Source organism: Mesopusillimonas faecipullorum, assembly GCF_020539505.1.
GTDB lineage: Bacteria > Pseudomonadota > Gammaproteobacteria > Burkholderiales > Burkholderiaceae_B > Mesopusillimonas > Mesopusillimonas faecipullorum.
In genome coordinates this window covers 258,999-281,666 of record NZ_JACDXW010000001.1, presented here as the reverse complement: position 1 = coordinate 281,666, position 22,668 = coordinate 258,999, and the positions used below count along the sequence as shown (strand labels likewise).

Here is a 22,668-nt window from a genome sequence, read left to right as displayed (position 1 = left end):
GCTCGGTCTACTTTTCAGAGCAGACACAGTAAATGCCTACCTCTTGCAGCTCCAAGGCAGAAGTTGAGAATTTTTGCATTCAATTTTTGTAGATAAGGGCTATTTGTATGTCAATTTCAAGAAGAGATTTTGTGCTGGGCGCAGGTTTTGGCGCGGCCGGCTTAGCCGTTGGTGCCACCTTGCCCGGCTTGTTCAAGAGCGACGTCCCTTCTGTTGCGCTGAATGTTTTCGACTACCGCGCTCTGGCCCAAGATCGTTTGCTAGGCATGGTGTTTGATTTTCTGGAAGGCGGTTCGGGTAGCGAGCGCTCTTTGCAGCACAACCTGGCGGTGTTCGACCAAATCAGCTTCAAGCCCCGGCGCTTGGTTGACATTAGTCAGCGCAACCAAGCCATAGAACTCTTCGGTAAACGCCAGAGCTCACCTTTCATGATTGGCCCTACCGGTGGTAACGGTGTGTTGTGGCCCAATGCCGACTTGGCGTTGGCTCGCGCTGCCCAAGAAGCCGGCATTCCCTTTACCTTGTCTACGCCTGCCAGTAATTCTATTGAAGAAGTGGCCAAGAACGTAGACGGCGACAAGTGGTTCCAGCTTTACGTTAGCAATCGCGATCAGTCCGAATGGTTTGTGAAGCGTGCCTTGAACGCCGGCTACACCACCTTGGTACTGACCATAGACGTGGCTGTTAACGGCCTGCGCGAGCGTGACATACGTAACGGCTTCAAGATTCCCGTCAGCATGACGCCCGGTGTGATTTGGGACGGTATTACCCACCCCAGCTGGACGATGGACTACATGGCCAACCAGCCCCAGCTTGCCAACTTTGTCAGCAACGACGCTTCAGACATCGCGGCACAGACGCAAGCCATGAGCCGCAGCCTGGACGCCACCTTCGATTGGGAAGCTCTGCGCCAACTGCGCGAAATGTGGCCACACACCTTGCTGGTCAAAGGTATTCTTAACTCTGACGACGCTGTGATGTGCATAGAGAACGGTGCTGACGGCATCATTCTTTCTAACCACGGTGGGCGCCAACTGGCTGAAGTGGTTTCCCCCCTGCAAGTTTTGGCCGAGACCCGTAGCAAAGTCGACAAACCCATCCTCATCGACAGCGGCTTCCGTCGCGGCTCTGACATTGTTAAAGCTTTCGCTTTAGGTGCAGACAGCGTGCGAGTCATGCAAGGCGTTTAATGCCTGGTGCAGAATAAGGCGGGGCCGACATCTGTGATGTCGGCCCCGTTTTTATTTAACTGACGGTGTTGGTGCTATTGCTCAAATCAATGATGGAATCCGCCGGCTTCTTTTTCGCTGAGTGGCTGCTGCACAGGCCGATCAGCAAAATACGTCAGACTGCGACGGATGTCCTCCAGCAACAGGTTAGCAAGGTCGCGGCTGACGCCGTGACGTACCAATATGCGTTGAATCACTAAATCTTCGCGGTTGGCGGGCATAGAATAGGCGGGCACTTGCCAGCCGCGACTGCGCAAGCGATCGGCTAGGTCGTAAAGCGTATAGCCGTCGTTCTTGTGTTCCTCTTTAAGCGTCCATGACAAGGCCGGAATGCCGCGCTTCATATCGCCATCAAAAAGAATTTTGAACGGGCCGATTTTCTCGATCTCGTCGGCCAGAAAGCGTGCCGTGTCATAGCACGCCATCTGTATTTTTGTGTAGCCTTCCCGACCCAGACGCAGGAAGTTGTAGTACTGCGCCACGATCTGGCCGCCAGGGCGAGAGAAATTCAGCGCGAACGTAGGCATATTGCCGCCCAGATAGTTCACGTCGAAAATCAGCTCTTCAGGTAGGTGTGCGGCATCTCGCCACACCACCCAGCCTACCCCCAAAGGCGCAAGGCCAAACTTATGCCCCGAGGTGTTGATAGAGTGCACGCGCGGCAAACGGAAATCCCATTCCAGTTCCGGCGCGCAAAACGGTGCCAGAAAGCCGCCACTTGCACCATCCACGTGAATAGGAATATCTAGGCCGGTGTCTGCTTGCAGCCTGTCCAGTGCGTCGCTGACAGCCTTAACCGGCTCGTAGTCGCACGTGAACGTGACGCCCAAGGTAGGCACCACACCAATGGTGTTCTCGTCGGCCCGCTTGATGACCTCTTCGGGGCTCATGATCAAGCGATCTCCCTCGAGTGGGATCTCGCGCAATTCGACGTCGAAGTATCGAGCGAACTTATGCCAGCATATTTGCACCGGGCCGCAAATCAAATTGGGGCGATCCGTGGGTTTACCGGCTGCCTGCTGCTTCTTGCGCCAAGCCCATTTCAGCGCCAAACCACCCAGCATTGCTGGCTTCGGACGAGCCCGTGGTCGAGCAACCCAGGGTGTTGGCAGCATCCGGAGAGTTCCAGAGGTCGGCCAGCATATGGACGCAGCGCGCCTCGATCTCGGCGGTTTGCGGATACTCGTCCTTGTCGATCATGTTCTTGTCTAGGCATTCGTCCATCAATTTGTGGACTTCATCATCGACCCAGGTCTGGCAAAACGTCGCAAGATTTTGACGCGAGTTGCCGTCGAGCATGAGTTCGTCGTGAACAACCTGGTAGGCATGGCGCGGGTTATGCGCAGATTCCGGGAATTTGTACTTGGGCATACTGACTGACAGATCAGTCGATGCGTAGACATCGTCGAGTAAATCGTCGCGCACTGCGTTCTTGGCGTGTAATGCCATGCGTTACCTCATTGCGTACAGGTGAAAAATGGCTAGGAAACCTTGGTGGATTCAGCCTCGGCCTAACGGGTGATTCGTATACGACGTAAGCTGCTTGGTGTGGTGAGCTTGTTCCGTCGCATCAGTGATGTCATGTGGCTGTGACTCGAGAACCCAGTGATTTTGGCAATTTCCGCTAGCTCCATATCAGTGCTTACAACCAGTTTCTCAGCCTGCTCAAGGCGGATCGCAAGAACATATTGATAGGGTGCTTGGCCAATTGTCTGCTTGAATGCGCGCAGGAAATGGCTGGGCGACAACTCAGCAATCTGTGCAAGCTGACTCACGGAGAGGTTGTCGCCGATGTGGGTCCTGATGTAATCCTCAACGCTACGTCGGGTCTTGGGAGACAACCCTCCTCGAGGCCTGGGTGAAGATCGGTCTCGAAAGGTGGAGTAATTGCGTAGTAGATGGGTGGAGTAGACTGTTAGAAGGGAATCGAGATAAAGGTGATTTAGCAAATTGCAATCTTGAAACTCCTTACGGATCAAATGCGCCAGCATAAGCGCTTGCTGATCCACATGTCCGCAGTCAGTGGGATGAAATTCAAAATCCTCTCTTTCAAATTCTAGCCCGGCGAGTTGTGACAGTTTGTGTGGTGACAACGCGACCAGCAGACATTCTTTAGTCTCCTTCCATTGTGCATAAAGTTCAGCGTTTGCCGGCACGATTTCCATCGTACCGATGGGGGCGGAAAAAACTGATTTCCGATCAGAGTTGAGAGACAGCTCCCTGTTTTGCTGTGGCGTCAAAAGCATCAGAGCCATATGAGAGGGGGCGTTGAATCGGATGGAGTTTGGCCCGATCTGCGTAAGCGTTACTGCCCCGCTTATCGATTGAAATTTTGGTCCCCATCCGTCAGGAATGACTTCTAGGAGTGGGCTCGTGTTATGGCTCAAGTTACTCCTCCCAAACGAAAAATCTCTCCATCAACTGTCGCTGTATGCTCGCATTATATCCAGCATCATTGGTGCCCAATGATGAGCTAATTGCGCATTTTTGGGCACCAGGAAACATCTTCTTTGCTATCGCTATCGTATTCCAATCGCGTTATCTGATCCTCATCATTTTTTCATCGTTCACGAATGCGAATCCTGGACGCAGAAAATGCTCGACCCTACTATTACAAACGCCCTGTGTTTGCCCGCTTTTGCGTGGGAACTAGTAGAAGGACAGGGTGCTAAGAATAGGAAGAGGGCGTGACGGGCATGATAAAGACAAAAGATAGAGGCGTTTGCCGTGATAGAGCACTGTATAGCCTGCTGTGTTGTGCGGTGGTCTCGTCAGCCATTCCTAACGCTTCGGCCCAGGCAGCAACTTCTGAAACGGTCGCAATTGTTCTTAAGCACGTTCCTTCTGACGATGACGCAAAGGATTTTGATGCGCTTGGCATCATGATCGGCGTAAACGGCTCCCAGCCTAGGCTTTATCAGTTTGACACCGGTTCGGACATGTTTATAGGGCAGATAGAAGATGCTCCAGGCGTCGTACCAGTTCCAGGAGTAAAGCCAGATCTATACAGCTATGGCGACGGCACCTACGGATACTGGATGCAACAAGTCATGTTTGAACAATTGTCTTACCATAATCCGGACAGACCTACCGAACTCATTACAAACACATCAGGTAGCTATATTGCAGCTCGGATGCTCGACTGGGTGTATAGCAAGCAGCATGATGGTTTCCAGGAACATAAGGTGTCCGATAAGCCGGTGGGCACTAGAGAAGGCACCCATTATTACGCAGACCTGGAGGTCCGAGAGCGGATCCGGAAAGGAGAGCCCAGTGACCACCCCCCGTTTTATGGCACGTATGGCGCAGGTAATTTCACCGATTACAGCACGGGGACGTCCGCTCCTGGAGGGCAAACTAAAACGGGTTATGTGATTTCAGCCAATGCCAATATGGGAGACAAAAACACTCCTGGCTGTGCGCCATGCCTTAACTTGCATTTAACGCCTAGCATGCGTGCACAGTTCACAGCCCTGATGCCTTGGGGCAAACTTGATTACGAAACGGCTCAGCGCCACTTCCCTGGTTCGGGAGCAAATGCATCGAACGAGCACGACGGCAACTTCAGCTATACGATCTCAGTTCCGATCGGCAAAAAAAAGCGTGCCGTCGACTTCAAGGGCCCTATTCTGTTTGATACGGGTAATGCCGAGTTCCTTCTGGTTGACGCGGATGCAATGCTGAAAAAGTTCCGTGCCAAAGGTTTTAAGCTGGCCGAGTATGACAATGCGAGTGTTGATATTAAGTTCTACGGTTTTGACGACAAACTCAACAACCTGGAATATGAAGATATTACGATCAGCCGTCTTGCAGATGAGGATGAGGGAAATACGCTAACTGTCGGCCTCCCCTTCTTTCAGCAAAATTCGGTTATGTACGACCTCGCTAATAGGATCACTGCTTATTCTCCGTATTTCGTCACTGTCGGCGATTTTTCCACTGACCGGAATGATGGCACGGCCACCCATCTTGCCAAGATCAATGAGGATATCGGAAGTTCAGGCTGGATTGGTCTAGCGGGGAGTCTTTCTGGGAGTGGAGACTTCGTCCTAGAGAAAGGTGCAAATGTACGGATGACAGGGGTGAATACTTATACGGGTGCGACACGCATCGCGAAGGAAAGCTATCTTCACCTCGCTGGCCCAGGCAGCATCGAGCACTCCTCACATATTGTGATCGACGGTTTGTTCTATATCGACCAGAAGGGCGCGCATATGGATGCTTGGGGCGTTAACCAAACCTCCTCTGACGCTGTGGTCCGAAATATAGAGGGAACAGGTGACATCCTGCTTGGCCCAAACCGGCTTGTCTTGACAGCAGCGAGCGGTCGGTTCGATGGCACCATCACTGATTACGGCAACAACGATAAGAATATGGGTGGTGGCCTCGTTGTAGCGGCTGGCAGGCTCATTCTGGGTAATACAGACAATGACTATTCAGGCCTGACAGAGGTTGCTGCAGGGGCTGAGCTACATGTGACTGGGGAACTGACGGGGGATGTTGCTGTGTCTGGAAAACTGGTCGTTGACGGCACGGTACATGGCACAGTCACAGTTAAGGAGGGTGGGCAACTATTGGGGACTGGTGCTGTGGGTGTAGTGAACGTGCTTCCCGGTGGAAGTGCTGCCCGGCTGAAGGCAATCCCAACTAACGGCTGATGTTTAAAACGAATTTTTGAATTGGAAAGAGTATGACTAAAAAATATCTTTTCGCTGCTACTTGCGCTCTCTTGATATTCTGGGTCTCTCCCGAGACTCAGGCTCAATCCACTGTCGAGTGCCAATCACGCCATTATCAGTATGGCGAATGCTGGGCTGGCTCTCTCAAGCAACCGCAACTTATTCATCAGACCTCCAGTAGCTCCTGCATATTGAACCGGACTTGGGGCTATAACCCTAAAAGCGGATATATATGGGTTGCTGAAGGTTGTTCGGGCGTGTTCGCCGATGTTGGTGGCTACCATCATGGGCGTGGAGACAGCTTCGACGAAAACGCACGTATGTACGATCATCGCGGCCACGATGCTGGGTCCGTGGTGGCCGGCGCAGTGCTTGGTGCGATTGTGGCTGGGATGGTCGACGACCATAACTCAAACCGACGCCACACTACGTCTAATTACGACTATAGCGATGATTATAACGGCTGCCATGGCGTGGGCTGCTTAGTCGATAACCCCGATGAAGTTGTGGATGATAGGCCTCAGTTCGATAAGGACGGAGAGCCCAATTTTGATACAGAAGGAAATTATCAGGGCTGCCATGGCATAGGTTGCCTCGTTGATGATCCCGACACTGACTAATGAACAGCATTATGGATTTTATCTGTCGCGATGAAGGCGTATGACTGAAATGCACATTTTTTCAGGCATAAGAAGGCGCTTGGTGGCCACAGCAACGATGACCTCCACTGCTGTCGTCCCGATGGTGCTCATTGGTATGGGTGTGGTCATGGGTAGAGCGAGCACCGCATCCGCTCAGGAATCTACGCCCATCCCTCTCGAATACATCTACAAGGACAATGGAGCGGGTGGACAAGATATGAGCCGACTCGGCATCTGGGTCGGGGTGAATGACGGCAAAGCGCGTCGCTACTTGTTTGACACAGGTTCTGATCAGTTCAACGCGGCGGTCGGAAACGATGTGAAGGCGACCCCGGGTAAGCCTTTAAAGTATTATTCCTACGGCGACGGCACCTACGGCTACAGTCTTCAGGAGACCAGTTTCAACAAACTGTCCTACTTTGGTAAGAACGACACCACGTCACCAGTGAAAGTCCTGAACGGGAACTACCAGCTCGCAAAGATAACCGATAATTTATATACGACGGATTCCTCCTATCTCGGCGGTGTACATCTATCCCCCAAGCCGGTATGTGTTACTTCTAAAGCCGCAAACTACCTTAATTGTTACGAGCCAGGAGACCTAGCTCAAGACAAGGTATCTAAAGAATATCATGCCGATCTCGATGCCTGACACAAAATCGAGGCTGGATTACCATTCGAAGAAGGGGACATATTCTCAGGCACGTTTGGGGCGGCTGACTATCTGTTTTCCACCAGCTTACTATCCAGCGCTCTGCCTGGGATGACCAAATCCGGTTTTGTCGTGGCGGCAAACAGCGAGAACGGAGAAGGGGCGAATGCCGCCAACCATTCCACGCCGGGGTGTTCGCCGTGCGTGATTATCGATGTGAACGAGGCTGTACGCGCACAATTCAGATCAGTGTCGCCTTGGGAAGATCAGCCCAGGGATGGATTTGTCGCGCAGTTTCCTGGTGAAGAGGGCAATGCATCGACAATGTTCGAAGGTGCCTACGTTCTCAAACCCGGGGCGATTCAGGAACAAACGACCAAAAGACCAAAAGTTAGTGGCTGACAAGCTGCCTCTCATGCTTGACACGGGCACGCCTGGTGGCGGCACCTTGAAGCTCGGCAAAGCGAAGTTCGACGAACTGCTCGAAGCGAAGATCATAAGGATCGCTCAGAAGAACAGGCCAACTGATCCCGATCAGTACGAAATGGATCTTTCGATTTCGGCGCCCAAAGGGGATGAGGTCTTCCTCATGAGCGTCTCCGTTGCAAAAAGCGACACTGACAACACCGAGTTTGTTGTCGGCCTCGATTTCTTTCGTTCTCAGTCTGTTGTGTTCGATCTGGAAAAGAAAACTACAGCCTATACGCCATATTTCGTCAGCGCGAATTATTTCACGACCGATGGAGGAGGAGAGCCCCTTAGCGTGATTACGCGGAAGATGGGTAATCAGTTGCAGCGAGAAAAGCTGGCGGGTCGGTCTGCTTGCCGGCTACAGCCATACGTCTTTCGATGCGGATAATCGTGCGTCATCCGGCTCGAGCGACAATTATCATCTCGGCCTTCATGGCCAACTCGGGTTCCGCTCCGGTCTTGCCTACACCTGGCATCGCATGAAGCACAATAGGTCGGTCGTATTTCCCGGCTTCTTTGACAGCTTGTCGAGTAACTATGATGCCGGAACGTTTCAGGCTTTCGGAGAACTCGGCTACCGTATAGACATTCCCACGGCGTCATTCGAGCCTTACGGTAACCTTGCTTATGTGCATCTGAAGGCAGACGGTTTCAGCGAAAGGGGCGGCCCAGCTGCGCTGGGCGGGTCAGGCGGATCGAGCGACACTACCCTCACCATGCTCCGGCTTGCGGGCCTCAACCGATTTGCAGTTCGGCGCGGTTCCCGTCACGGTGCGGGGCACCCTTGCATGGCGTCACGCCTTCGGTGATATAGCACCAAAATCGATTTTAGCTTTTGCAGACAGCGATACGTTCGCAGTGAGAGGCGCACCAATCGTAAAAGACGCCGCGCTCATTGAAGCGGGCCTCGATATCAATTTCACGCCGAACGCATCGATCGGTGTGGCGTATCAGGGACAGATCGCTTCGAACGCGCGGGGGCATGGCTTCAACGCCAAGCTCCGTATCCGGTTCTGATATGTTTTAAATCCCGGCTTCTTTAACGCCATCACGACACATCTGTGACGGGGAGACTCGTTCAACTGACAAGTTCCCGACGAAGGATTTCTCCATGAAAATTGCATTGCTCACAATCGCTGCTGCACTGCTCTTTCCAACCACTGTTTTCGCCAAGGACAGAGGCTCCGATCCGCAGGATCAGGCGACAATGAATGAATGCGCCGGAGCTTCGCTCAAGCAATCTCACAAAAAACTCAACGATCTCTTCAAGCATATCGAGATCCGCCTGACGGACGATGCGGCGTGGCGGATAGCAGCACAAGGTTGCGATGCTTCGCTTGGCGTGAGGAAGGTTGCTTAAAAAGTTGCCAGTTTGAGGCCTCATGCAGGTGGCTTGTTAGCCTGAACGTTGTTCTTTAACAATCTGAATTTCGTTTTTGTGAGGCTAGCTCAAGTTACTGGCCTAAGCCCTCTATTTAATTTAATTGCATAACTAAATTAGCCCGCCTCGTAGCGGCCCAATTTGCTTATTTTTCACGCGTTAAAGTACCTGCATCTTCATAAACATCCAGTGGTCTGTCCAGAACTCCCAATTTTTTTTCATCAACTAATTGCAGCGTGCTTTTGGACCTCACACCAAACACCCAATCGTCTTCATTTTTGTTAGGCGTGAGGCGTAAGAGGGTGTGTTTCCCGTTGGTTTCCACTGACCATGTTCCCCGGACCGTCGCTTCAACCGCTCCGCCGCTGAGCGTGTATTTGCCTTGGCTGTCCAGTTTTAACCGAATGTCATCGCCAGTGAACGTCCCAGCTGGAAATCCCACAGCGGATATGGCAGTTGGTTTTGTGCTGTCTTTGAGTGAGGGCTGCTTATCAAGACCTGTAGCGCCACTTTGTAAGGCTATTGCAGATAAGCTAAATATCAACAATGCATGCGTGAAGCGAGATCGACTCATTTTCCAATAACTCCTGCAGATCGTTATACGGTATTTGCTTTTTTTAGTCCTTTGGAGGAACAGGGCAGCTCATGTCGCCTTCTTCGCAGGAAAGGTAGGTTTTGAATTCTTTGACCCGAGTCTGAGTAAGCTGATCGCGACACATGCTGACCAGCATTCCGTATGCACTGCCGCCTTGTGTGTTGAGCGTAGCAAAGTCGCATTCGGCATCGCGAAAAGCGATCCAGGCCCTTTGTGCCGAGACAAGCTTCTTTACGGTATCGGGTTGATCACTCAGGCGGCTTCGAATCTCTTTATAAAGCTTGTTCAACTCAGTATCCGACTTCTTGTAGTCCTTGCCTGCGCACTCATTCAGCGTGCTTTGGTCGCTGGCGTTGGCGCAGTCAGCAGCATACGAGTTTCGAGTAAGTGCCGTGGCACCAAGCCCGAAAGAGATCAGTGTTATGAGCAAGAGCGTCCGCATTAGATTCTCCGGTGTGACTTGTAAGAGCATTAACTGAAGCTTATTCATGGATTTGCGCCGAAATATCTGGTTTTCAGCTCTTCAACCCGACCATTATCAACTGCACCCAGTACTGCAAGAGTCACTTCTCGGGAGAGGGGGCTATGAAGGGGAAGCGCAAATCCATATTTGTCGTGCTCGAAGATTCTGCCAACCACCTTGACCGGCAGTTCAGAATTTTTGTGAGCGTAATATTCAAGCACTGGCGCATCCGCAATGATGGCGGTAACCTCGTCATTTGTCAGCGCTGCAACGGCAGCGTTCAAGCTGGTATAGCTACGGACGGCAAGCCCTTTTTCGCGCGCATAATCCTCTTCCACCGATCCGGTCAAGACGGCCACAGTTCTGCCAGCCAGGTCATCTACGCTATTAATCTGATTTGTGATGGCTAGTGTAGTCATCACACTGGTCACTGACGAGGTAACAAATGCAAGTACCGCAACACCGCAGACTAACCAGAGTGCCTGCCATATGCGGCCTAACCAACCAAATAGGTTCTTTCTGGAAGGCGGGCGACCTGAAGTAACCACCGACATGACTGTATAAAAGCTTTCGGCAACACCATCACGCCAACGAACGGGAAATGATTTGTCGAACCGACGATCAAAAAACGTAAGAAGAGCTGTTGCGAAGATAATGACAAATGCTATCCAGGCGTAGGCAGTAATGAAGCCTGCCTGGGCAAGTCCTTTAATGATGCCGCGAAAACCGGTTCCTTGTTCGGTGTTGATCATAAGACGCATGCCACCATCGAACCATGGTTGCGTGAAGTCTACTTTAAGGGCTCGTTGTTGAGTAATAGTGAGACTTGTCATCGCCAGATCAACTTGAGCTGAACTGGTTGCTTCGATCAGTTCACGAAACGTTTTGTACTCTTGATACTCAAATTCCCAACCCTTTTTTGTGGCTATTTCCTCCCAAAGATCAATTGCTAACCCCGTAAATTTCCCGTCATTACCTATCACGAATGGCGGTGATGCCAATACCCCTATAGTCAGTGGTTGGGTTTGTGCATTACTGGGGGGAGGAAGGATTGCCAAGAATGCAAGCAGGACGTAGGCAAGGAGAATCGCAAAGTTAGGGGCAGTAATAATTCTGTGCCCCACCAGCTCGGTAGCGATATCACCTTTGTGTGTGACTTTTTCAAACTTGGAGATGGTATGTGACTGTGGGGAAGGCATCTTGTTATGCGCCTTACTCAGTGTCTGTGTTTATATTCTTCTTGCCGTTCAATACGATCCAAGGCGTGCTGAGTTGCATTTTCGCTAATGGCTTGTTGCTGCAGCATACATTGTTCGAAATTTGCTGAACCTGGTTGGATGCCTAAGTTTTGGCATTTTTGCCGAAACTCGTCTGCTTCCATTTCGTCTAAGGCCGCGCATCCGGAAAGTAGGCCAATTGTTAATACTCCCGTGAGTAGTGCGGAACTTTTGACTATCAGTAATTTCTTCATCTTTTCGTGTTTCTAAAATTAAAAAATAGCTTTGCTATTTGTAGCCGACAGTAATCTATCTGCACGCTGACTCGCCTATTGGCGCTTTGGGAGCAGCCAACCAGAATTAGCTTCATTAACATAGATGTGGTCGACTGAAGGTGCAATTTTTCTTCCATCATTGGAGTGCATATCACTTTTATAATAGGCTGTTAGGGGCCGCTTGGCTCAAGAGTGCAGCCCATTGTGGCTTTAAAAGTGATTCGGATCTGATAGAAGGTAAGAATGTGATAAATTACTTAGTCGGCCCTGAAATATTCATTTCAAGCCTGAGAGAGCCTGCCAGCACCAAAGGTCAGCCGGTTGGCCAGGGTTGATCGGCCATCAGCAGCCCAAGAGCGCATGCCCATCACAGCGGCCAGCCAAGAACGCCCCTGCGTGCTGGCCTGCTGCAGGCACAACAAAATGGTTGTGAGGAAGGTAACCCCCTTCCTGGCGATCATGCGCAGCAGCCACTTGATGTTGTAGCCGGCCGCGCACAGCACCGCGTGCAGGCGGTCACCCGTTTCGCCCTTGAGGTGGCAGCGATCCATGCGGTGATCGGCCTTGAGGTGTCCGATGATGGGTTCAATAGCCTGGCGCCGCCTGAGCAGCTTTCTTTCCTGCTCACTGATCCGCTTGGCCTTGCCCCGGTGCACGATGTGCACATCCGGGTTGTCCGCATCCACCCCCCGGTAGCCCAGATCGACAAAGGCTGTCGCTGGTTTTGCATCGCTGTCCTGCATCAGGATCGTGGCCTGCTCCAGCTGTTCGCGCAGTGTGTGACCGTCGTACGGGTTGCCGTGGAAGGCCCGGGCGCCCACGATCAGGTTGCCTTTGAGCGTGCTGGCAATGCCCACCTTCACGCCGAACTCGTAGGGCTGCTTGGCCTTGCCTTTGCTGATGCAGTCCACCTCCGGGGCATGCCAGGCGTACAGCTTGGGCTGTCCATCCACCGCCTTGCGCTGGCCGCTCTGGGCCACGATGCGCGCGGCCTTGCTCAATGTCTGGGCGAGCGCTTGGCGCACGGCTTGCCCGATGGCGCTGGCCCCAGTGGCGATCTTCCTCTCGATCTCGCGCTGCAGCCGCCCGACGATGGTGCGCTGGCGCTTGATGGCGCGGCGCATGCGCTTGAACTGGCGCGCGTGGGCATAGCGCCCGGCCTTGCGGCCCAGCTCCTTGCCTTCCTTGGCAAAGGTCTGCTTCAAGTCGATGCCGGCACCCTTGGCTGCTTCGACCAGCTTGACCCTGGCTGTCTCCAGCAGGCGGCTGTCGGTGGGGTGCGCAATCGCCTTGTGCTGCACCGTGCTGTCCACGATCACGCGGGTCAGCTCCTGCGGCTTGATCAGCTTGATCTCAAGCGCCACGTTGATCGTCTGTGCCAGAAGTTCTTCCACGCCTTCTTCGCCGAGCAACTGGCGGAACTTGACCAGGGTGGTGGCGTCGCAGGGACGCTGGTGTTCAAAGTACGCCTGGCCTGAGAAGAACTGCCAGGTCGGCGTCTCGCCCCAGCGGTCAACGACACCTTCATCGGACTCGTTGAACGCGTGCTTGAGGTACAGCAGCGAGACCATGATGCGCAGCGCCACGCGCGGGCGCCCGGCCTTGCTGGCCGCAGCCTTGCGCTGGGGCTTCTCGCCGAACAAATCCAGATCGGGCATGGCCTGCCCGGCGTGGGCCTTGCGCACCAGCAGGTGGGCCACCCGCGCCTCGATCTCCTGCCAGGGCATGCGCGAAGACAGCACCGCCAGCGGATGGCGCAGATCGATCATCTGGTCGATGCGCGAGCGGAAGAAATCGTCGGTGGCGGGGCAGGTGAACATCACGGCACGAAACTCCCAGAAATCAAGGCGGATGCGCTATCAGAACGGGAGAAATTATACGCCGGAATGAAGAAAATATCCAGCAAAATCAATGGCTTACGAATAAATCAGGGGCGACTACTTAATGGAGATGGGGCGTTTTTATCGGTTTAGGTCAGTCTTGCGTTTTTCTAAGGATAGAAAATTCATTTACCGAGATTTTCTTGTATCGCCTGGTACTAAGCTATCGAAACATCGAAAGACACAATATCTTTCAGGAACAGAGCGTCATCGACCATGCTTTGGTAGTCGGTGCTCAACCTTGGGGAGACATCGCATTGGGTTCATACACCTAAGCGTCTTGCTTCTCAAAGAAGTCATGTAGCGAGATGTTCAGGCGTGGGATTTCCTCGAACGCTGCGGCAGAGCGCCGAGGCAGCACGTTAATCCACTGTACAGCTTGCGCCAGTAGCAATTCCAAAACATCTGGTCGACGTTCTCCATCTGGTAGCAGTTTGGTGCTTATCTCAAATTGGTTGACGTCGCCTGAGCTACAAAAAGAGCAAAGGTTGACGCCATGAAAGCCGCCTTGAAATCCCGAGACGTGATAGCTAAGAGCGGGCCATAGGACTTTGGAGTACATCAGGTGGAGCTGCTTGCTCCGCGCCCTAAAGAAAATGATGTCGTCAGTGACGTCCCACTGATACTGAATCTTGTGCTGCCATCGGAGCAAGAGGGCTACCCAGCGATGGAGATACCGAAGCTGGCGCAGCGTGTCGTCCAGTGAGTCCAGTGCAAGACGTCCTCTTTTTGAAAACCGTTCGTAGGCGCGTAGGTCGTACTTTGAGTTTTGCTTGGGCATTGCAAGGGCACGCGGTATGCCTTTGGTCAGCTCGTAGCTTCCGGGCTTTTTGTTGCTGATATAAAGCTCGAGGTGTCGGAGCGCAATAGGAAGCGCCTCCATGCGAAAAAGTTCGGTGTGCCCGTCGCCAGAATCTTCGGGAGAGTCAAACTCGTCCAGGAAGCAGTGCAGGGCACGTTCCAGTCGAAAGACCAATGACTCCTCTGCTTTGACGCAGTAGGACGCGTCGTAGTCTGGCTCACCCCACCATCGCTTAAGCGTAGCCAGGCGGTTAAGGATGTCGTTCGCTTTGCCTACTTTAACGACCTTTTTTTCTGGAAAAACGAGAAGGTAGAGGTAAGCAGCTTGGGACGGCACGGTCATGCTCCATTTATGAGTTGGGCCAATGCTACATGAGCTAAGTAACGCGAAACATGGCGGACTTTCAATCATTTGCCTCTGATTCAGAGGTGGGAGACTTCCTGCTTGAGCAGCAGACGGCTTTTGTGGGCGACATCACACACTATTCAACGTACACTCTCGTTACTGCGAGCGGCGTCCAGAAACCTGTCGGTCTCGCGCACTACAAAATTTCAGAATGCTTATGACCTCATTGAATGTAATCCGCTGCTCACTGATCTCTACAGTGGCCCTTGCGCTTTCCGCCTGCAATGGTTCTGGCGGATCCGACGTCCCGCCGGGCCCCGACGTTGTCTGCGCTGAGTCTGGCCCTTATGCGTGCGAGACAGGTGCGTCGGAGCCTTTGTACACATTTCAGTGGGCGTTAAATTATCAAGACAGCTACTTCAAGGATTATCCGGAGGTTTTCTCAGGCGGGATGGATCTGAACGTCGAGCCGGTCCATCGGCAAGGCATCAAAGGTCAGGGAGTGAATGTGCTGGTGGTTGATTCGGGCGTCGACCTTCACACTGAAGACTTGGCACCTAACGCGGACTTCTCGCTATCCTGGAACTTGGGTTCGAATACACAAGATCCCTATCCCACAAATCCGGCGTCTAGTTCTGCTCCACACGGCACGGCAGTGGCGGGCATTATTGCTGCCGCTCAGAACGGCAAAGGCGTGATGGGCATCGCTCCGCGCGTCAATGTCGGCGGTGTCAACTACCTTGAGCATCAAGGCATTGCGAATTGGGCGGCGGCAATGGGAGGCGCACCGTGGTCCAGCTCTGCGGATGTCATCAACGCTTCCTTGGGATACTCCGGAGCACCTTTTTCATACGACTCCGAAGACGATAGCTTTACACCGGTCATGCGCGCGCTCAAGAAACTGCGTGGCGGCAAGGGAGCCATCTACCTGAAGGCTGCGGGTAATGACTTCGACGGTATCGAATGTGGACTGGACGAAGCCTATTACGATTGCAGTAACCCGGGCAATGATGAAATAGGATCGAAAGAGCCCAACACCATCGTGGTGGCAGCAGTCAATGCGTTCGGCCAATCCAGCAGCTACAGTAGCGTGGGGTCGGTCAACTGGATCAGTGGACTGGGCGGCGAGTTTGGTAACGGTGGCACTTATGGTGAAGTTGCTACCAGCTACTACAGCGGGCCCACCATCTTTTCCACTGATATCCAAGGCTGCACCTTGGGCTATAGCACCAAGAGCAGCAAACGCACAGCCTTTTTGCGGGGCGAATCAAAGCGTAATGGCGTGCCTGACAACCCCGATTGTGATTATGCTTACATGAATGGCACATCCGCTGCGACGCCGACGATCGCAGGTGTGGTTGCGTTGATGCTTACCGCCAACCCTGATTTGGGCTGGCGTGACGTTCGCGACATCTTGCGAATATCAGCGCGCAAGGTTGACGCCGGTTACGAGCAAGAGTCGCCCCACTGGCAAGGCCTGATTCCTTATGGCGCGCGCATGGACCTCGTCACCAACGAATTGCTAGAGGAGCTGGGTGGTAAGGACGATATTCGGCCTGGCTCGAAGGTGTTCCCGATCGATCTTGGTTGGCAAAAAAATGGCGCTGGCTACGAGCATTCCAATTGGTATGGGTTCGGTTTGCCCGATGCGGCGCGCGCCGTAGAGTTGGCACAGGAGTACAAACGTGATCCGGCGCTGAGCCGGCTCGACGATGTCAAGATACCCGAATTCCAGGATATCAGCACTTGGTACCAAGGAGACTCGTATGCAGAGGACATCGAAGAGGAAGGTATAAGCAACGCGCTAGCGCGCGATTTTCCTTACCGGGAAATTACTCTTCTGGGAACCCTGAACATGGCAGAGCAGACCGTGGACACCGTGCAGGTCCGCTTGTCTGGGGATAACGTTTGTCTGGGTTCTGTTGGGATTGCCGTGCAGTCTCCGCTGGGCACGATGTCGCTACTGAAGCTTCCCAACGACATTTTTCGCTCACAAGAGATCTTGGCGTTCGAGGATTATGGCATGAGCAGTGTGGCTTTCTATGGCGAGGCCGCAGCCGGCAATTGGAACGTCTACTTGGTGGCGGCCAATCCTGAGCTTGCGCTAAGTTACGGGCAGAAGAATGACGCAACAGGGGAGACTGAGGAAGTGATTTCTCCAAACTGTTTCGGCGGTGCCGCCGCCCCGGCTGACTATCTCCTGCATGCGCAGGCTCGTATCATTGCCCAATAAATAGGCCTTGCCTGACACAAGGACACATCATGAAATGGATCAATAGTATTTTGGGCGGCGTCGCTGCGGTTCTGCTGGTTGTTGGTGCTGAAGCTGCCGGTACATATACGCCTGGCAGCAGAATTTCGGCCGACGAGCTCGGCCAACTCATCGATCTGCCGACTTACAACGTAGGCAAGCAATCCTACCGTCTGCTGCCGCAGAAAGGTGTCGATGGCGCCAGCTTATTGGTTGATAGTCGCGGTTTGGTAGTAAGCAGTGCAAACGAAATCCTTGTCACCGGAGCATCGGAAGCCGAGATTCGTTCAGGCACAACCACCGGTCCCGCCCCAGCGTCGATTCAATATTCCCCAGCTACTGGTATTGCGCTGGTGCGCTATGCCGATTTCCCGACAGCGGTGGCTGCCATGGCACCGCTGCAACAGAGCTTGCCCGAGGCGTCCGTACGCCTGGCTATTAGCCGCGGAAAGGCGCGGGCCTATTAGTGCCAATTGCCGCAGCACGGCGTTTGTGTCCCTTAATCAAGCCCGTAGGAAAATGAATATGAGAAAATTTCAGACTCTTTGAGTTAGGGTGTTTATGCTTAATTCACCAGCAGCTATCTACCTGTTGATAGCCATCGTCTTCGAGGTGGTAGCAACTCCGCACTGAAGTCTTCTGAATCATTTACAAAGCTCGTCCCGACGGTGGTGGTTGCGTTGGGCTACCTTGGCGCTTTCTGGTTCTTGTCCCTGACTCTCAAAACCATGCCGGTTGGTATCGCCTATGCCATTTGGTCTGGCGTCGGTATTGTTTTGATCTCCTTGGTTGGCTGGCTGCTCTTCAAACAAAGTCTCGATTGGCCCGCCGTTATAGGTATGGTTTTAATCGTGGCGGGTGTACTAACCATCAATCTTTTCTCAAAGATGTCAGCGCATTGACGCGAAGGCATTGGCTAAGGCGCTGACTCTGTGCTGTTCTCTTGCTGGGCATAGGCGCCAGCAGTTCGGTAGTGTGGACAGGGTAGGTGATTTGTATGTGTTCGATATCGGCGGCAACAAGTATCGCTTGATCGCTTTCTTGCATGCGGCGCATCAGTTGGTATACATCAAGCACGTACTGACGCATTCCGAGTACGACAAGGGAGATTGGAAGAAATGAATCTGAACGACATTCGAGCGAGCTGGGCGGCGCTGCGGGGCGTCACGGGGCTCGGCCCCATTCATGATGATGAGGGCTATACACGCATGGTGGAGCTCGCTGACGCGCTGATTGACAGCGGTCTGGCAGGAGAGGGTGGGGAGCTTTCTGGCCTGTTCGGCCTGGTAAGTGGCTTGATTGCGGACTACGATGACAGGCAGTATCAGCTGCCGCAGGCGTCTCCACGTGACATGCTGCGATTTTTCATGGAGCAGCACGGGCTGACGCAATCGGATTTGCCGGAGATCGGTAGCCAGGGGGTGGTATCCGAGATTCTGTCAGGCCGCCGGATGCTCAACGCCCGTCAGATTGCCGCCCTGGTCGCGCGCTTTGGCGTGAGTGCGGATCTATTCATCGAGCCCGCCACGGGCCATTCTCATTGATCCACGCAAGTGCGGCGGGGGCGGTCTGCTACGATTCAGAGGTCTTCAGGGCGCGCCATGAGCGACATACACCCGGTAATCGCGTTTTCCAAAGCCAGCGCTGAGGCGCTGGACGCCACTGGCAGGAAAGCGGGTTTTTAATGAATTGGACTGAATGAAATTGACAAGAAAAAACCCGCAAACCAAATAGGATTGCGGGTTTTGGAAGGTTTTACCCTAGATGTCTTGGTGGAGTCGGGGGGAATTGAACCCCCGTCCGCAAGCCCTCTGCAGGCAGCCCTACATGCTTAGTCAGTTCATTTTGAGTTTTAACCTTGGATCATGCCAACCGACAGGCCCTTCCTTGGCGATTCACTTTTAATTTAGGGTTTGAACTAGTGACCCGATCAGACCCGATTCTTTGAAAATGACGCTGCTGTAGGTTGCCCTACCTGACCCAAAGACAAATCAGTGCAGCGGCTCACCGCTTAAGCGGCTAGAGCGAAACGCTCGTCGTTGGCGTTTGTAGTTTTCCAGTGGATTTACGAGCGAACTGGTGCTCGGCATGCACTACTCTGTTTCGTGACCCACGTCGAAGCCAGATCGACCCCAATGTGAAGCAAGGATTGTACTCGACAATCTTATCGTAAGACAGGCATTACTTATTAAAGTTCCGCCCCCTGCTTACCGCAAGCTAACCTTGAAGCCTATATGGCGCCGGAAGGAGGTTTTTCAAGGGTGCACTCAAGCCCACCCCAGCGACTCTTTAACCGAACCCAGTACGGACCAAACCAGTAAAGCCGCCATAGCAAGATTGAACCAACGCATCTTGCGCGAATCGCTAAGTACGTGACGTAAAGCGTCTCCCATGACTGCCCAGGCGGCGACGCAGGGAATACCGATCAGGGCATATAGCGCGGCGATCATCAGGTAGGTCATCACACCACTTTGCGGATTGGTGTAAACGACGACCGCCCCGGCAATCATGATCCAGGCTTTGGGGTTGACCCATTGAAACAGGGCAGCAGGCAGAAAACCCCAAGGTTTTACAACGGTGCTGTCTAGCTTGGCAGCGCCCGCCGTGGCCAAGCCATAGGCTAGATATAGCAAATACGCTATACCCAACCAACGTATGGTTTCGAATAAGGGGCCCGAGGTACCCAATAAAGACCCCGCCCCCAGCCCCACCATAAACACCATGACACTAAAACCAAAGCCTACGCCTAGAATAGCGGGCAAGGTTTTGCGAAAGCCGAAGTTCACACCGCAGGCTGTCACCATGACATTATTAGGGCCGGGGGTGATGGATGTAATGGCTGCGTACAAGATAAAAGACCAAAACATCGACATATCCATACTTCACCCACCGCATGCGACCAGGCCCCTTTCAATTGGGAAAGCACCTAGCCGAGAAGATTGCAAAACGGCAATGATACGAGGTTTACGACATGCCGATGCAACTTATGGGGGTGGCGACCTGTGGGCGTTTCTCCTATAAAATGGCCCGCACACCTTTTGTACCTTTCTTTTTCAGGCTGACTCATGACCCAGCATACACCCCAGATTTTCCGCGCCGATCAAGTCGGCAGTTTTCTGCGCCCCAAGTACCTGCTCGAGGCACGTGACCAGTTCGCCAAAGGCCAAATCAATGCCGAGCAACTGCGTGCGGTAGAAGACAAAGCCATTGCCGAGATCGTCAAGTTTCAAGAAGACGTCGGTCTGAAAAGCATTACTGATGGCGAGTTTCGCCGTACCTTCTTCCACGTCGACTTCCTGCAGCAACTGGGTGGTGTCCATGCCGACTCCCCCTTTGCGGTAGAAAAACCAGACGGCACCCTGCAGTTGTCGCCACCCAAAATCACGGTGGTGGATAAGGTTCGTCACGTCAAAGACATCCAACGCGCCGATTTTGAATACCTGAAGTCGCAAATCTCGGCAGGCCACACGGCTAAGGTGTGCATCCCCTCGCCCACCATGCTGCACTTCCGTGGCGGTCGTGGCGGCATCAGCGAAGCCCACTACCCCACCCTGGACCCCGACTTCTACCAAGACGTTGCCGACGCGTACGGCGCCGAACTGCGCTCGCTGGCTGAGGCCGGCTGCACCTACGTGCAACTGGACGACACCAACTTGGCTTACCTGTGCGACGAAAAAATGCGTGAAGCGGCTCGCCAACGTGGTGACGACCCCAACGAATTGCCGCATCGTTACGCCAGCTTCATCAACCGTGTGGTCGCCCAGAAACCCGCCGGCATGACGCTGGGTATTCACCTGTGCCGTGGCAACTTCAAAAGCACCTATGCAGCCGAAGGCAACTACGAGCCCGTCGCCGAAGCCCTGCTGGCGGAAATGGACGTCGATACCTACTTCCTGGAATACGACGACGACCGCAGTGGCGACTTCCGCCCCCTGCGTTTCCTGCCCAAGAACAAAATCGTCATTCTGGGCTTGGTCACCACCAAGGTCGGCACGATGGAAAGCAAAGACGACTTGAAGCGCCGCATTGACGAAGCCGCCAAGTACGCGCCTCTGGAACAACTGGCGCTGTCGCCCCAGTGTGGCTTCTCTAGCACCGTGCACGGGAACGACATCGCCGTCGAAGACCAGCGCAAGAAACTGCGCTTGGTCATCGAAGTAGCCGAGGAAGTCTGGGGCGGCATCTAAGCCTCAGCTTTTTTAATGACCGTGGCGCTTACTGGGCAACCAGGCAGCGCTCGGTAGGCGGAAGAATGCCCCATGCTATTTCCAGCATGGGGCTTTTTTCTGAAGACCACCGTTGCTGGACGACGCCGCTCCAGGCTGAATGGCCTCGCAGGAGTATGAGATCTTCGGCAACGAAGTCTTCATTGTTGTCATAAACCACTAGAGCACCACACTCCAGCGTGGTCGCCGGGTCTAACCAAGGCGACTTCTGAAAATTCGCATCGATGAACACTTGAGTTTGTGGACTGACATGAACAGCGATATTGCCCCCCAACCAGGTTTCAGCGGCTACTAAACGTAAGGGCGTGCCTGGAACATGTTCTTGCCAAAGCGCATGCATTTGCGCTGCCAGCTGCGGACCTGGAAACGTAGGGCGCGAGTCCCGCCCCAATTGGTAGGCTACCGGCCCGCGTGCCACGCTGTAGGCAACCGCCATCAGCACGTGCAGACCGACCACCAGCACCAACATACGGCGTAAGTTCAAGCGCACGTCGCCCGACAGCCACCAAAAGATAAAAAAGCCGTACAAAATGAAGAAAGTCGTAGCCCAGGAAGCCGCCAATACCGAGCCTGTGAGCAGCGCCACCAGCACTGTCAGACCCAGGGGGCCCAAGCCCACCCACAACAAGAAGGACTTGTCCCAATCGGCCAAATCGTGGGCGTAGCTATTTGCAGAGCGATTGCCTGTACGCCGATTCCACCAAGCCAGGGCCAACCACGCCACTAGCAAAGGGCTGTTGCGAGCCAATTGGTCGCTTAGAAAACCCCATATTTCAGCCAAGCGCTTGCCCAGGCCCATGTCTTCAGCGCTGCGGGACTCAAGATAGGCGAGTGGTGCAAAATCGGACTGAACCAACCATATCAGGTGCGGTGTCACCACCAGCAGGAACAGCACCGCAGCAAGACAGGCCCCCTTCCAAAATGAAGGGCGGCGCCAATACCCTTGCCTGAGCGCAAACAAGGCAAAGGCAGCCAACTGCACCACCACACTGTACTTAGTGAGAAAAGCCAAGCCGACAAGCAGCCCCAAGGCCAGCCAACTGGAAAGGCGTTCGTATTTGAGTGCACGATAGTAAAACCACGTGGCGGCAGCGACAGACCACAGCTGCGCCGTGTTGTGGTTGTATATCGTCCCCCGCATCGAGAAGTACGCCGTGGTGGACAATGCCAGCACCGCTATCAAGGACCGCGCAGGAGTCGTCCATTCGCAACCCAAACGCCAAATGAACCATAGCGCCAGCGCTGTGAGCACTTGCGCCGCCAAGAATGGCAGCCACACCGGTTTACCGAACAGCCAGGTCAATGGATACAGAAACCAAGTGGGAAGCGGGGGATGCTTGTAATAACCCCATTCGAAGCTGGAAGCCCACACCAGTTCCTCCATGCCATCGAGATCAGGTGCTTGATGAGTCACGCCCACCAGTCCCGCCCACAGCAAGACCATGCCGCACAGCAAGGCAGGTAACAACCAAACGGGTAACGCTGGGTCGTTAGCAGACGCCCCCAGTCGCATCTTCGTTCGGTCTGGAGTACTCGATGAAGCCATGAAAACTTCTCTGTT

At 53.6% G+C, this 22,668-nt stretch carries 22 protein-coding genes, 1 other RNA gene and 3 pseudogenes; 14 read left to right on the top strand and 12 right to left on the bottom strand.

All coding sequences use genetic code 11. The annotated features are described in order from the left end of the window. Positions 1-107 precede the first annotated feature (107 nt). Positions 108-1,190 carry an alpha-hydroxy-acid oxidizing protein gene (locus H0484_RS01320; RefSeq protein ID WP_226952632.1) on the top strand — a complete coding sequence of 361 codons (1,083 nt, stop codon included), beginning with the start codon at positions 108-110 and terminating at the stop codon, positions 1,188-1,190. An 86-nt stretch (positions 1,191-1,276) separates the two neighbouring features. Here H0484_RS01320 and H0484_RS01315 read toward each other — a convergent pair whose 3' ends face one another. The 3 genes from H0484_RS01315 to H0484_RS01310 form a co-directional block, all read right to left on the bottom strand. Further along, positions 1,277-2,293, bottom strand: a complete 1,017-nt coding sequence (locus tag H0484_RS01315) for a glutamate decarboxylase (RefSeq protein ID WP_255644227.1) — start codon at positions 2,291-2,293, stop codon at positions 1,277-1,279. Further along, positions 2,235-2,678: a pyridoxal-dependent decarboxylase gene (locus H0484_RS15140; RefSeq protein WP_255644225.1), complete on the bottom strand. Its 444-nt coding sequence runs from the start codon at positions 2,676-2,678 to the stop codon at positions 2,235-2,237. Before H0484_RS15140 ends, H0484_RS01315 begins: the two co-directional genes overlap by 59 nt. A 62-nt stretch (positions 2,679-2,740) precedes the next feature. Further along, positions 2,741-3,484, bottom strand: coding sequence for a helix-turn-helix domain-containing protein (locus H0484_RS01310; RefSeq protein ID WP_226952631.1), 744 nt, complete (start codon positions 3,482-3,484; stop codon positions 2,741-2,743). A gap of 432 nt (positions 3,485-3,916) precedes the next feature. On the opposite strand from H0484_RS01310, the gene H0484_RS01305 reads away from it, so the two are divergent. The 7 genes and pseudogenes from H0484_RS01305 to H0484_RS01275 all read left to right on the top strand — a co-directional run bounded on the left by H0484_RS01305 (position 3,917) and on the right by H0484_RS01275 (position 9,032). Then, a complete protein-coding gene (locus tag H0484_RS01305) occupies positions 3,917-5,887 on the top strand; it encodes a hypothetical protein (RefSeq protein WP_226952630.1) in 1,971 nt (656 codons plus the stop codon). A 32-nt stretch (positions 5,888-5,919) separates the two neighbouring features. Next, positions 5,920-6,528, top strand: coding sequence for a DUF3011 domain-containing protein (locus H0484_RS01300; RefSeq protein WP_226952629.1), 609 nt, complete (start codon positions 5,920-5,922; stop codon positions 6,526-6,528). Positions 6,529-6,568: 40 nt separating this feature from the next. Further along, entirely contained in the window at positions 6,569-7,201 is a 633-nt protein-coding gene (locus H0484_RS01295; RefSeq protein WP_226952628.1) for a hypothetical protein, read from the top strand. A 111-nt stretch (positions 7,202-7,312) separates the two neighbouring features. Continuing rightward, a complete protein-coding gene (locus H0484_RS01290) occupies positions 7,313-7,603 on the top strand; it encodes a hypothetical protein (protein ID WP_226952627.1) in 291 nt (96 codons plus the stop codon). A 13-nt stretch (positions 7,604-7,616) separates the two neighbouring features. Then, entirely contained in the window at positions 7,617-8,060 is a 444-nt protein-coding gene (locus H0484_RS01285; protein WP_226952626.1) for a hypothetical protein, read from the top strand. After that, a pseudogene (locus H0484_RS15230) lies at positions 7,987-8,626 on the top strand (autotransporter outer membrane beta-barrel domain-containing protein); the annotation flags it as partial. The gene H0484_RS01285 and the pseudogene H0484_RS15230, both read left to right, overlap by 74 nt. A gap of 157 nt (positions 8,627-8,783) precedes the next feature. Then, the gene (locus H0484_RS01275) at positions 8,784-9,032 is read left to right on the top strand and encodes a lysozyme inhibitor LprI family protein (RefSeq protein WP_226952625.1); all 249 of its coding nucleotides are present in this window, start codon (positions 8,784-8,786) and stop codon (positions 9,030-9,032) included. Positions 9,033-9,198: 166 nt separating this feature from the next. Here H0484_RS01275 and H0484_RS01270 read toward each other — a convergent pair whose 3' ends face one another. The 6 genes and pseudogenes from H0484_RS01270 to H0484_RS01245 form a co-directional block, all read right to left on the bottom strand. After that, the gene (locus H0484_RS01270) at positions 9,199-9,627 is read right to left on the bottom strand and encodes a hypothetical protein (protein ID WP_226952624.1); all 429 of its coding nucleotides are present in this window, start codon (positions 9,625-9,627) and stop codon (positions 9,199-9,201) included. A gap of 43 nt (positions 9,628-9,670) precedes the next feature. Beyond that, positions 9,671-10,138, bottom strand: a complete 468-nt coding sequence (locus H0484_RS01265; protein WP_226952623.1) for a lysozyme inhibitor LprI family protein — start codon at positions 10,136-10,138, stop codon at positions 9,671-9,673. Next, entirely contained in the window at positions 10,135-11,310 is a 1,176-nt protein-coding gene (locus H0484_RS01260; RefSeq protein WP_226952622.1) for a transporter substrate-binding domain-containing protein, read from the bottom strand. Before H0484_RS01260 ends, H0484_RS01265 begins: the two co-directional genes overlap by 4 nt. Positions 11,311-11,327: 17 nt before the next feature. Further along, positions 11,328-11,582, bottom strand: a complete 255-nt coding sequence (locus H0484_RS01255) for a hypothetical protein (protein ID WP_226952621.1) — start codon at positions 11,580-11,582, stop codon at positions 11,328-11,330. Between the two features lie 419 nt (positions 11,583-12,001). Beyond that, positions 12,002-13,423: pseudogene (locus H0484_RS01250) on the bottom strand (IS5 family transposase); the annotation flags it as partial. A gap of 331 nt (positions 13,424-13,754) precedes the next feature. Continuing rightward, entirely contained in the window at positions 13,755-14,627 is an 873-nt protein-coding gene (locus H0484_RS01245) for a GIY-YIG nuclease family protein (protein WP_226952620.1), read from the bottom strand. A 379-nt stretch (positions 14,628-15,006) separates the two neighbouring features. Between H0484_RS01245 and H0484_RS01240 the strand changes: the two genes are divergently transcribed. The 5 genes and pseudogenes from H0484_RS01240 to H0484_RS01220 all read left to right on the top strand — a co-directional run bounded on the left by H0484_RS01240 (position 15,007) and on the right by H0484_RS01220 (position 18,425). Further along, positions 15,007-16,863 carry a S8 family serine peptidase gene (locus H0484_RS01240; protein WP_226952619.1) on the top strand — a complete coding sequence of 619 codons (1,857 nt, stop codon included), beginning with the start codon at positions 15,007-15,009 and terminating at the stop codon, positions 16,861-16,863. 29 nt (positions 16,864-16,892) lie between these two features. Beyond that, positions 16,893-17,348 carry a hypothetical protein gene (locus H0484_RS01235; protein ID WP_226952618.1) on the top strand — a complete coding sequence of 152 codons (456 nt, stop codon included), beginning with the start codon at positions 16,893-16,895 and terminating at the stop codon, positions 17,346-17,348. Between the two features lie 94 nt (positions 17,349-17,442). Then, positions 17,443-17,783 (top strand): annotated as a pseudogene (locus H0484_RS01230) (DMT family transporter). Between the two features lie 10 nt (positions 17,784-17,793). After that, on the top strand, positions 17,794-18,003 hold the full coding sequence (locus H0484_RS01225; RefSeq protein WP_226952617.1) for a type II toxin-antitoxin system HigB family toxin: 210 nt from the start codon (positions 17,794-17,796) through the stop codon (positions 18,001-18,003). Beyond that, positions 18,000-18,425 carry a helix-turn-helix domain-containing protein gene (locus H0484_RS01220; RefSeq protein WP_226952616.1) on the top strand — a complete coding sequence of 142 codons (426 nt, stop codon included), beginning with the start codon at positions 18,000-18,002 and terminating at the stop codon, positions 18,423-18,425. The genes H0484_RS01225 and H0484_RS01220 overlap by 4 nt, the downstream gene beginning before the upstream one ends. A gap of 226 nt (positions 18,426-18,651) precedes the next feature. On the opposite strand, the gene ssrA is transcribed toward H0484_RS01220, so the two are convergent. After that, positions 18,652-19,015, bottom strand: a transfer-messenger RNA (tmRNA) gene (ssrA, locus tag H0484_RS01215). Positions 19,016-19,148: 133 nt separating this feature from the next. Beyond that, positions 19,149-19,748 (bottom strand): LysE family translocator, encoded by a 600-nt coding sequence (locus H0484_RS01210; protein WP_226952615.1) that lies wholly within the window; start codon positions 19,746-19,748, stop codon positions 19,149-19,151. 198 nt (positions 19,749-19,946) lie between these two features. On the opposite strand from H0484_RS01210, the gene H0484_RS01205 reads away from it, so the two are divergent. Further along, positions 19,947-21,068: a 5-methyltetrahydropteroyltriglutamate--homocysteine S-methyltransferase gene (locus H0484_RS01205; protein WP_226952614.1), complete on the top strand. Its 1,122-nt coding sequence runs from the start codon at positions 19,947-19,949 to the stop codon at positions 21,066-21,068. Between the two features lie 28 nt (positions 21,069-21,096). On the opposite strand, the gene H0484_RS01200 is transcribed toward H0484_RS01205, so the two are convergent. Beyond that, the gene (locus H0484_RS01200) at positions 21,097-22,653 is read right to left on the bottom strand and encodes a glycosyltransferase family 39 protein (protein WP_226952613.1); all 1,557 of its coding nucleotides are present in this window, start codon (positions 22,651-22,653) and stop codon (positions 21,097-21,099) included. Positions 22,654-22,668: the final 15 nt, after the last annotated feature.

Coding starts and splice junctions, on each gene's coding strand:
- H0484_RS01310 (WP_226952631.1), bottom strand. CDS start 3,484: ATGGCTCTGATGCTTTTGACGCCACAGCAAAACAGGGAGCTGTCTCTC.
- H0484_RS01220 (WP_226952616.1), top strand. CDS start 18,000: ATGAATCTGAACGACATTCGAGCGAGCTGGGCGGCGCTGCGGGGCGTC.
- H0484_RS15140 (WP_255644225.1), bottom strand. CDS start 2,678: ATGGCATTACACGCCAAGAACGCAGTGCGCGACGATTTACTCGACGAT.
- H0484_RS01245 (WP_226952620.1), bottom strand. CDS start 14,627: ATGACCGTGCCGTCCCAAGCTGCTTACCTCTACCTTCTCGTTTTTCCA.
- H0484_RS01265 (WP_226952623.1), bottom strand. CDS start 10,138: ATGAATAAGCTTCAGTTAATGCTCTTACAAGTCACACCGGAGAATCTA.
- H0484_RS01275 (WP_226952625.1), top strand. CDS start 8,784: ATGAAAATTGCATTGCTCACAATCGCTGCTGCACTGCTCTTTCCAACC.
- H0484_RS01285 (WP_226952626.1), top strand. CDS start 7,617: ATGCTTGACACGGGCACGCCTGGTGGCGGCACCTTGAAGCTCGGCAAA.
- H0484_RS01205 (WP_226952614.1), top strand. CDS start 19,947: ATGACCCAGCATACACCCCAGATTTTCCGCGCCGATCAAGTCGGCAGT.
- H0484_RS01300 (WP_226952629.1), top strand. CDS start 5,920: ATGACTAAAAAATATCTTTTCGCTGCTACTTGCGCTCTCTTGATATTC.
- H0484_RS01320 (WP_226952632.1), top strand. CDS start 108: ATGTCAATTTCAAGAAGAGATTTTGTGCTGGGCGCAGGTTTTGGCGCG.
- H0484_RS01255 (WP_226952621.1), bottom strand. CDS start 11,582: ATGAAGAAATTACTGATAGTCAAAAGTTCCGCACTACTCACGGGAGTA.
- H0484_RS01210 (WP_226952615.1), bottom strand. CDS start 19,748: ATGTTTTGGTCTTTTATCTTGTACGCAGCCATTACATCCATCACCCCC.
- H0484_RS01270 (WP_226952624.1), bottom strand. CDS start 9,627: ATGAGTCGATCTCGCTTCACGCATGCATTGTTGATATTTAGCTTATCT.
- H0484_RS01290 (WP_226952627.1), top strand. CDS start 7,313: ATGACCAAATCCGGTTTTGTCGTGGCGGCAAACAGCGAGAACGGAGAA.
- H0484_RS01315 (WP_255644227.1), bottom strand. CDS start 2,293: ATGCTGGGTGGTTTGGCGCTGAAATGGGCTTGGCGCAAGAAGCAGCAG.
- H0484_RS01200 (WP_226952613.1), bottom strand. CDS start 22,653: ATGGCTTCATCGAGTACTCCAGACCGAACGAAGATGCGACTGGGGGCG.
- H0484_RS01235 (WP_226952618.1), top strand. CDS start 16,893: ATGAAATGGATCAATAGTATTTTGGGCGGCGTCGCTGCGGTTCTGCTG.
- H0484_RS01295 (WP_226952628.1), top strand. CDS start 6,569: ATGACTGAAATGCACATTTTTTCAGGCATAAGAAGGCGCTTGGTGGCC.
- H0484_RS01260 (WP_226952622.1), bottom strand. CDS start 11,310: ATGCCTTCCCCACAGTCACATACCATCTCCAAGTTTGAAAAAGTCACA.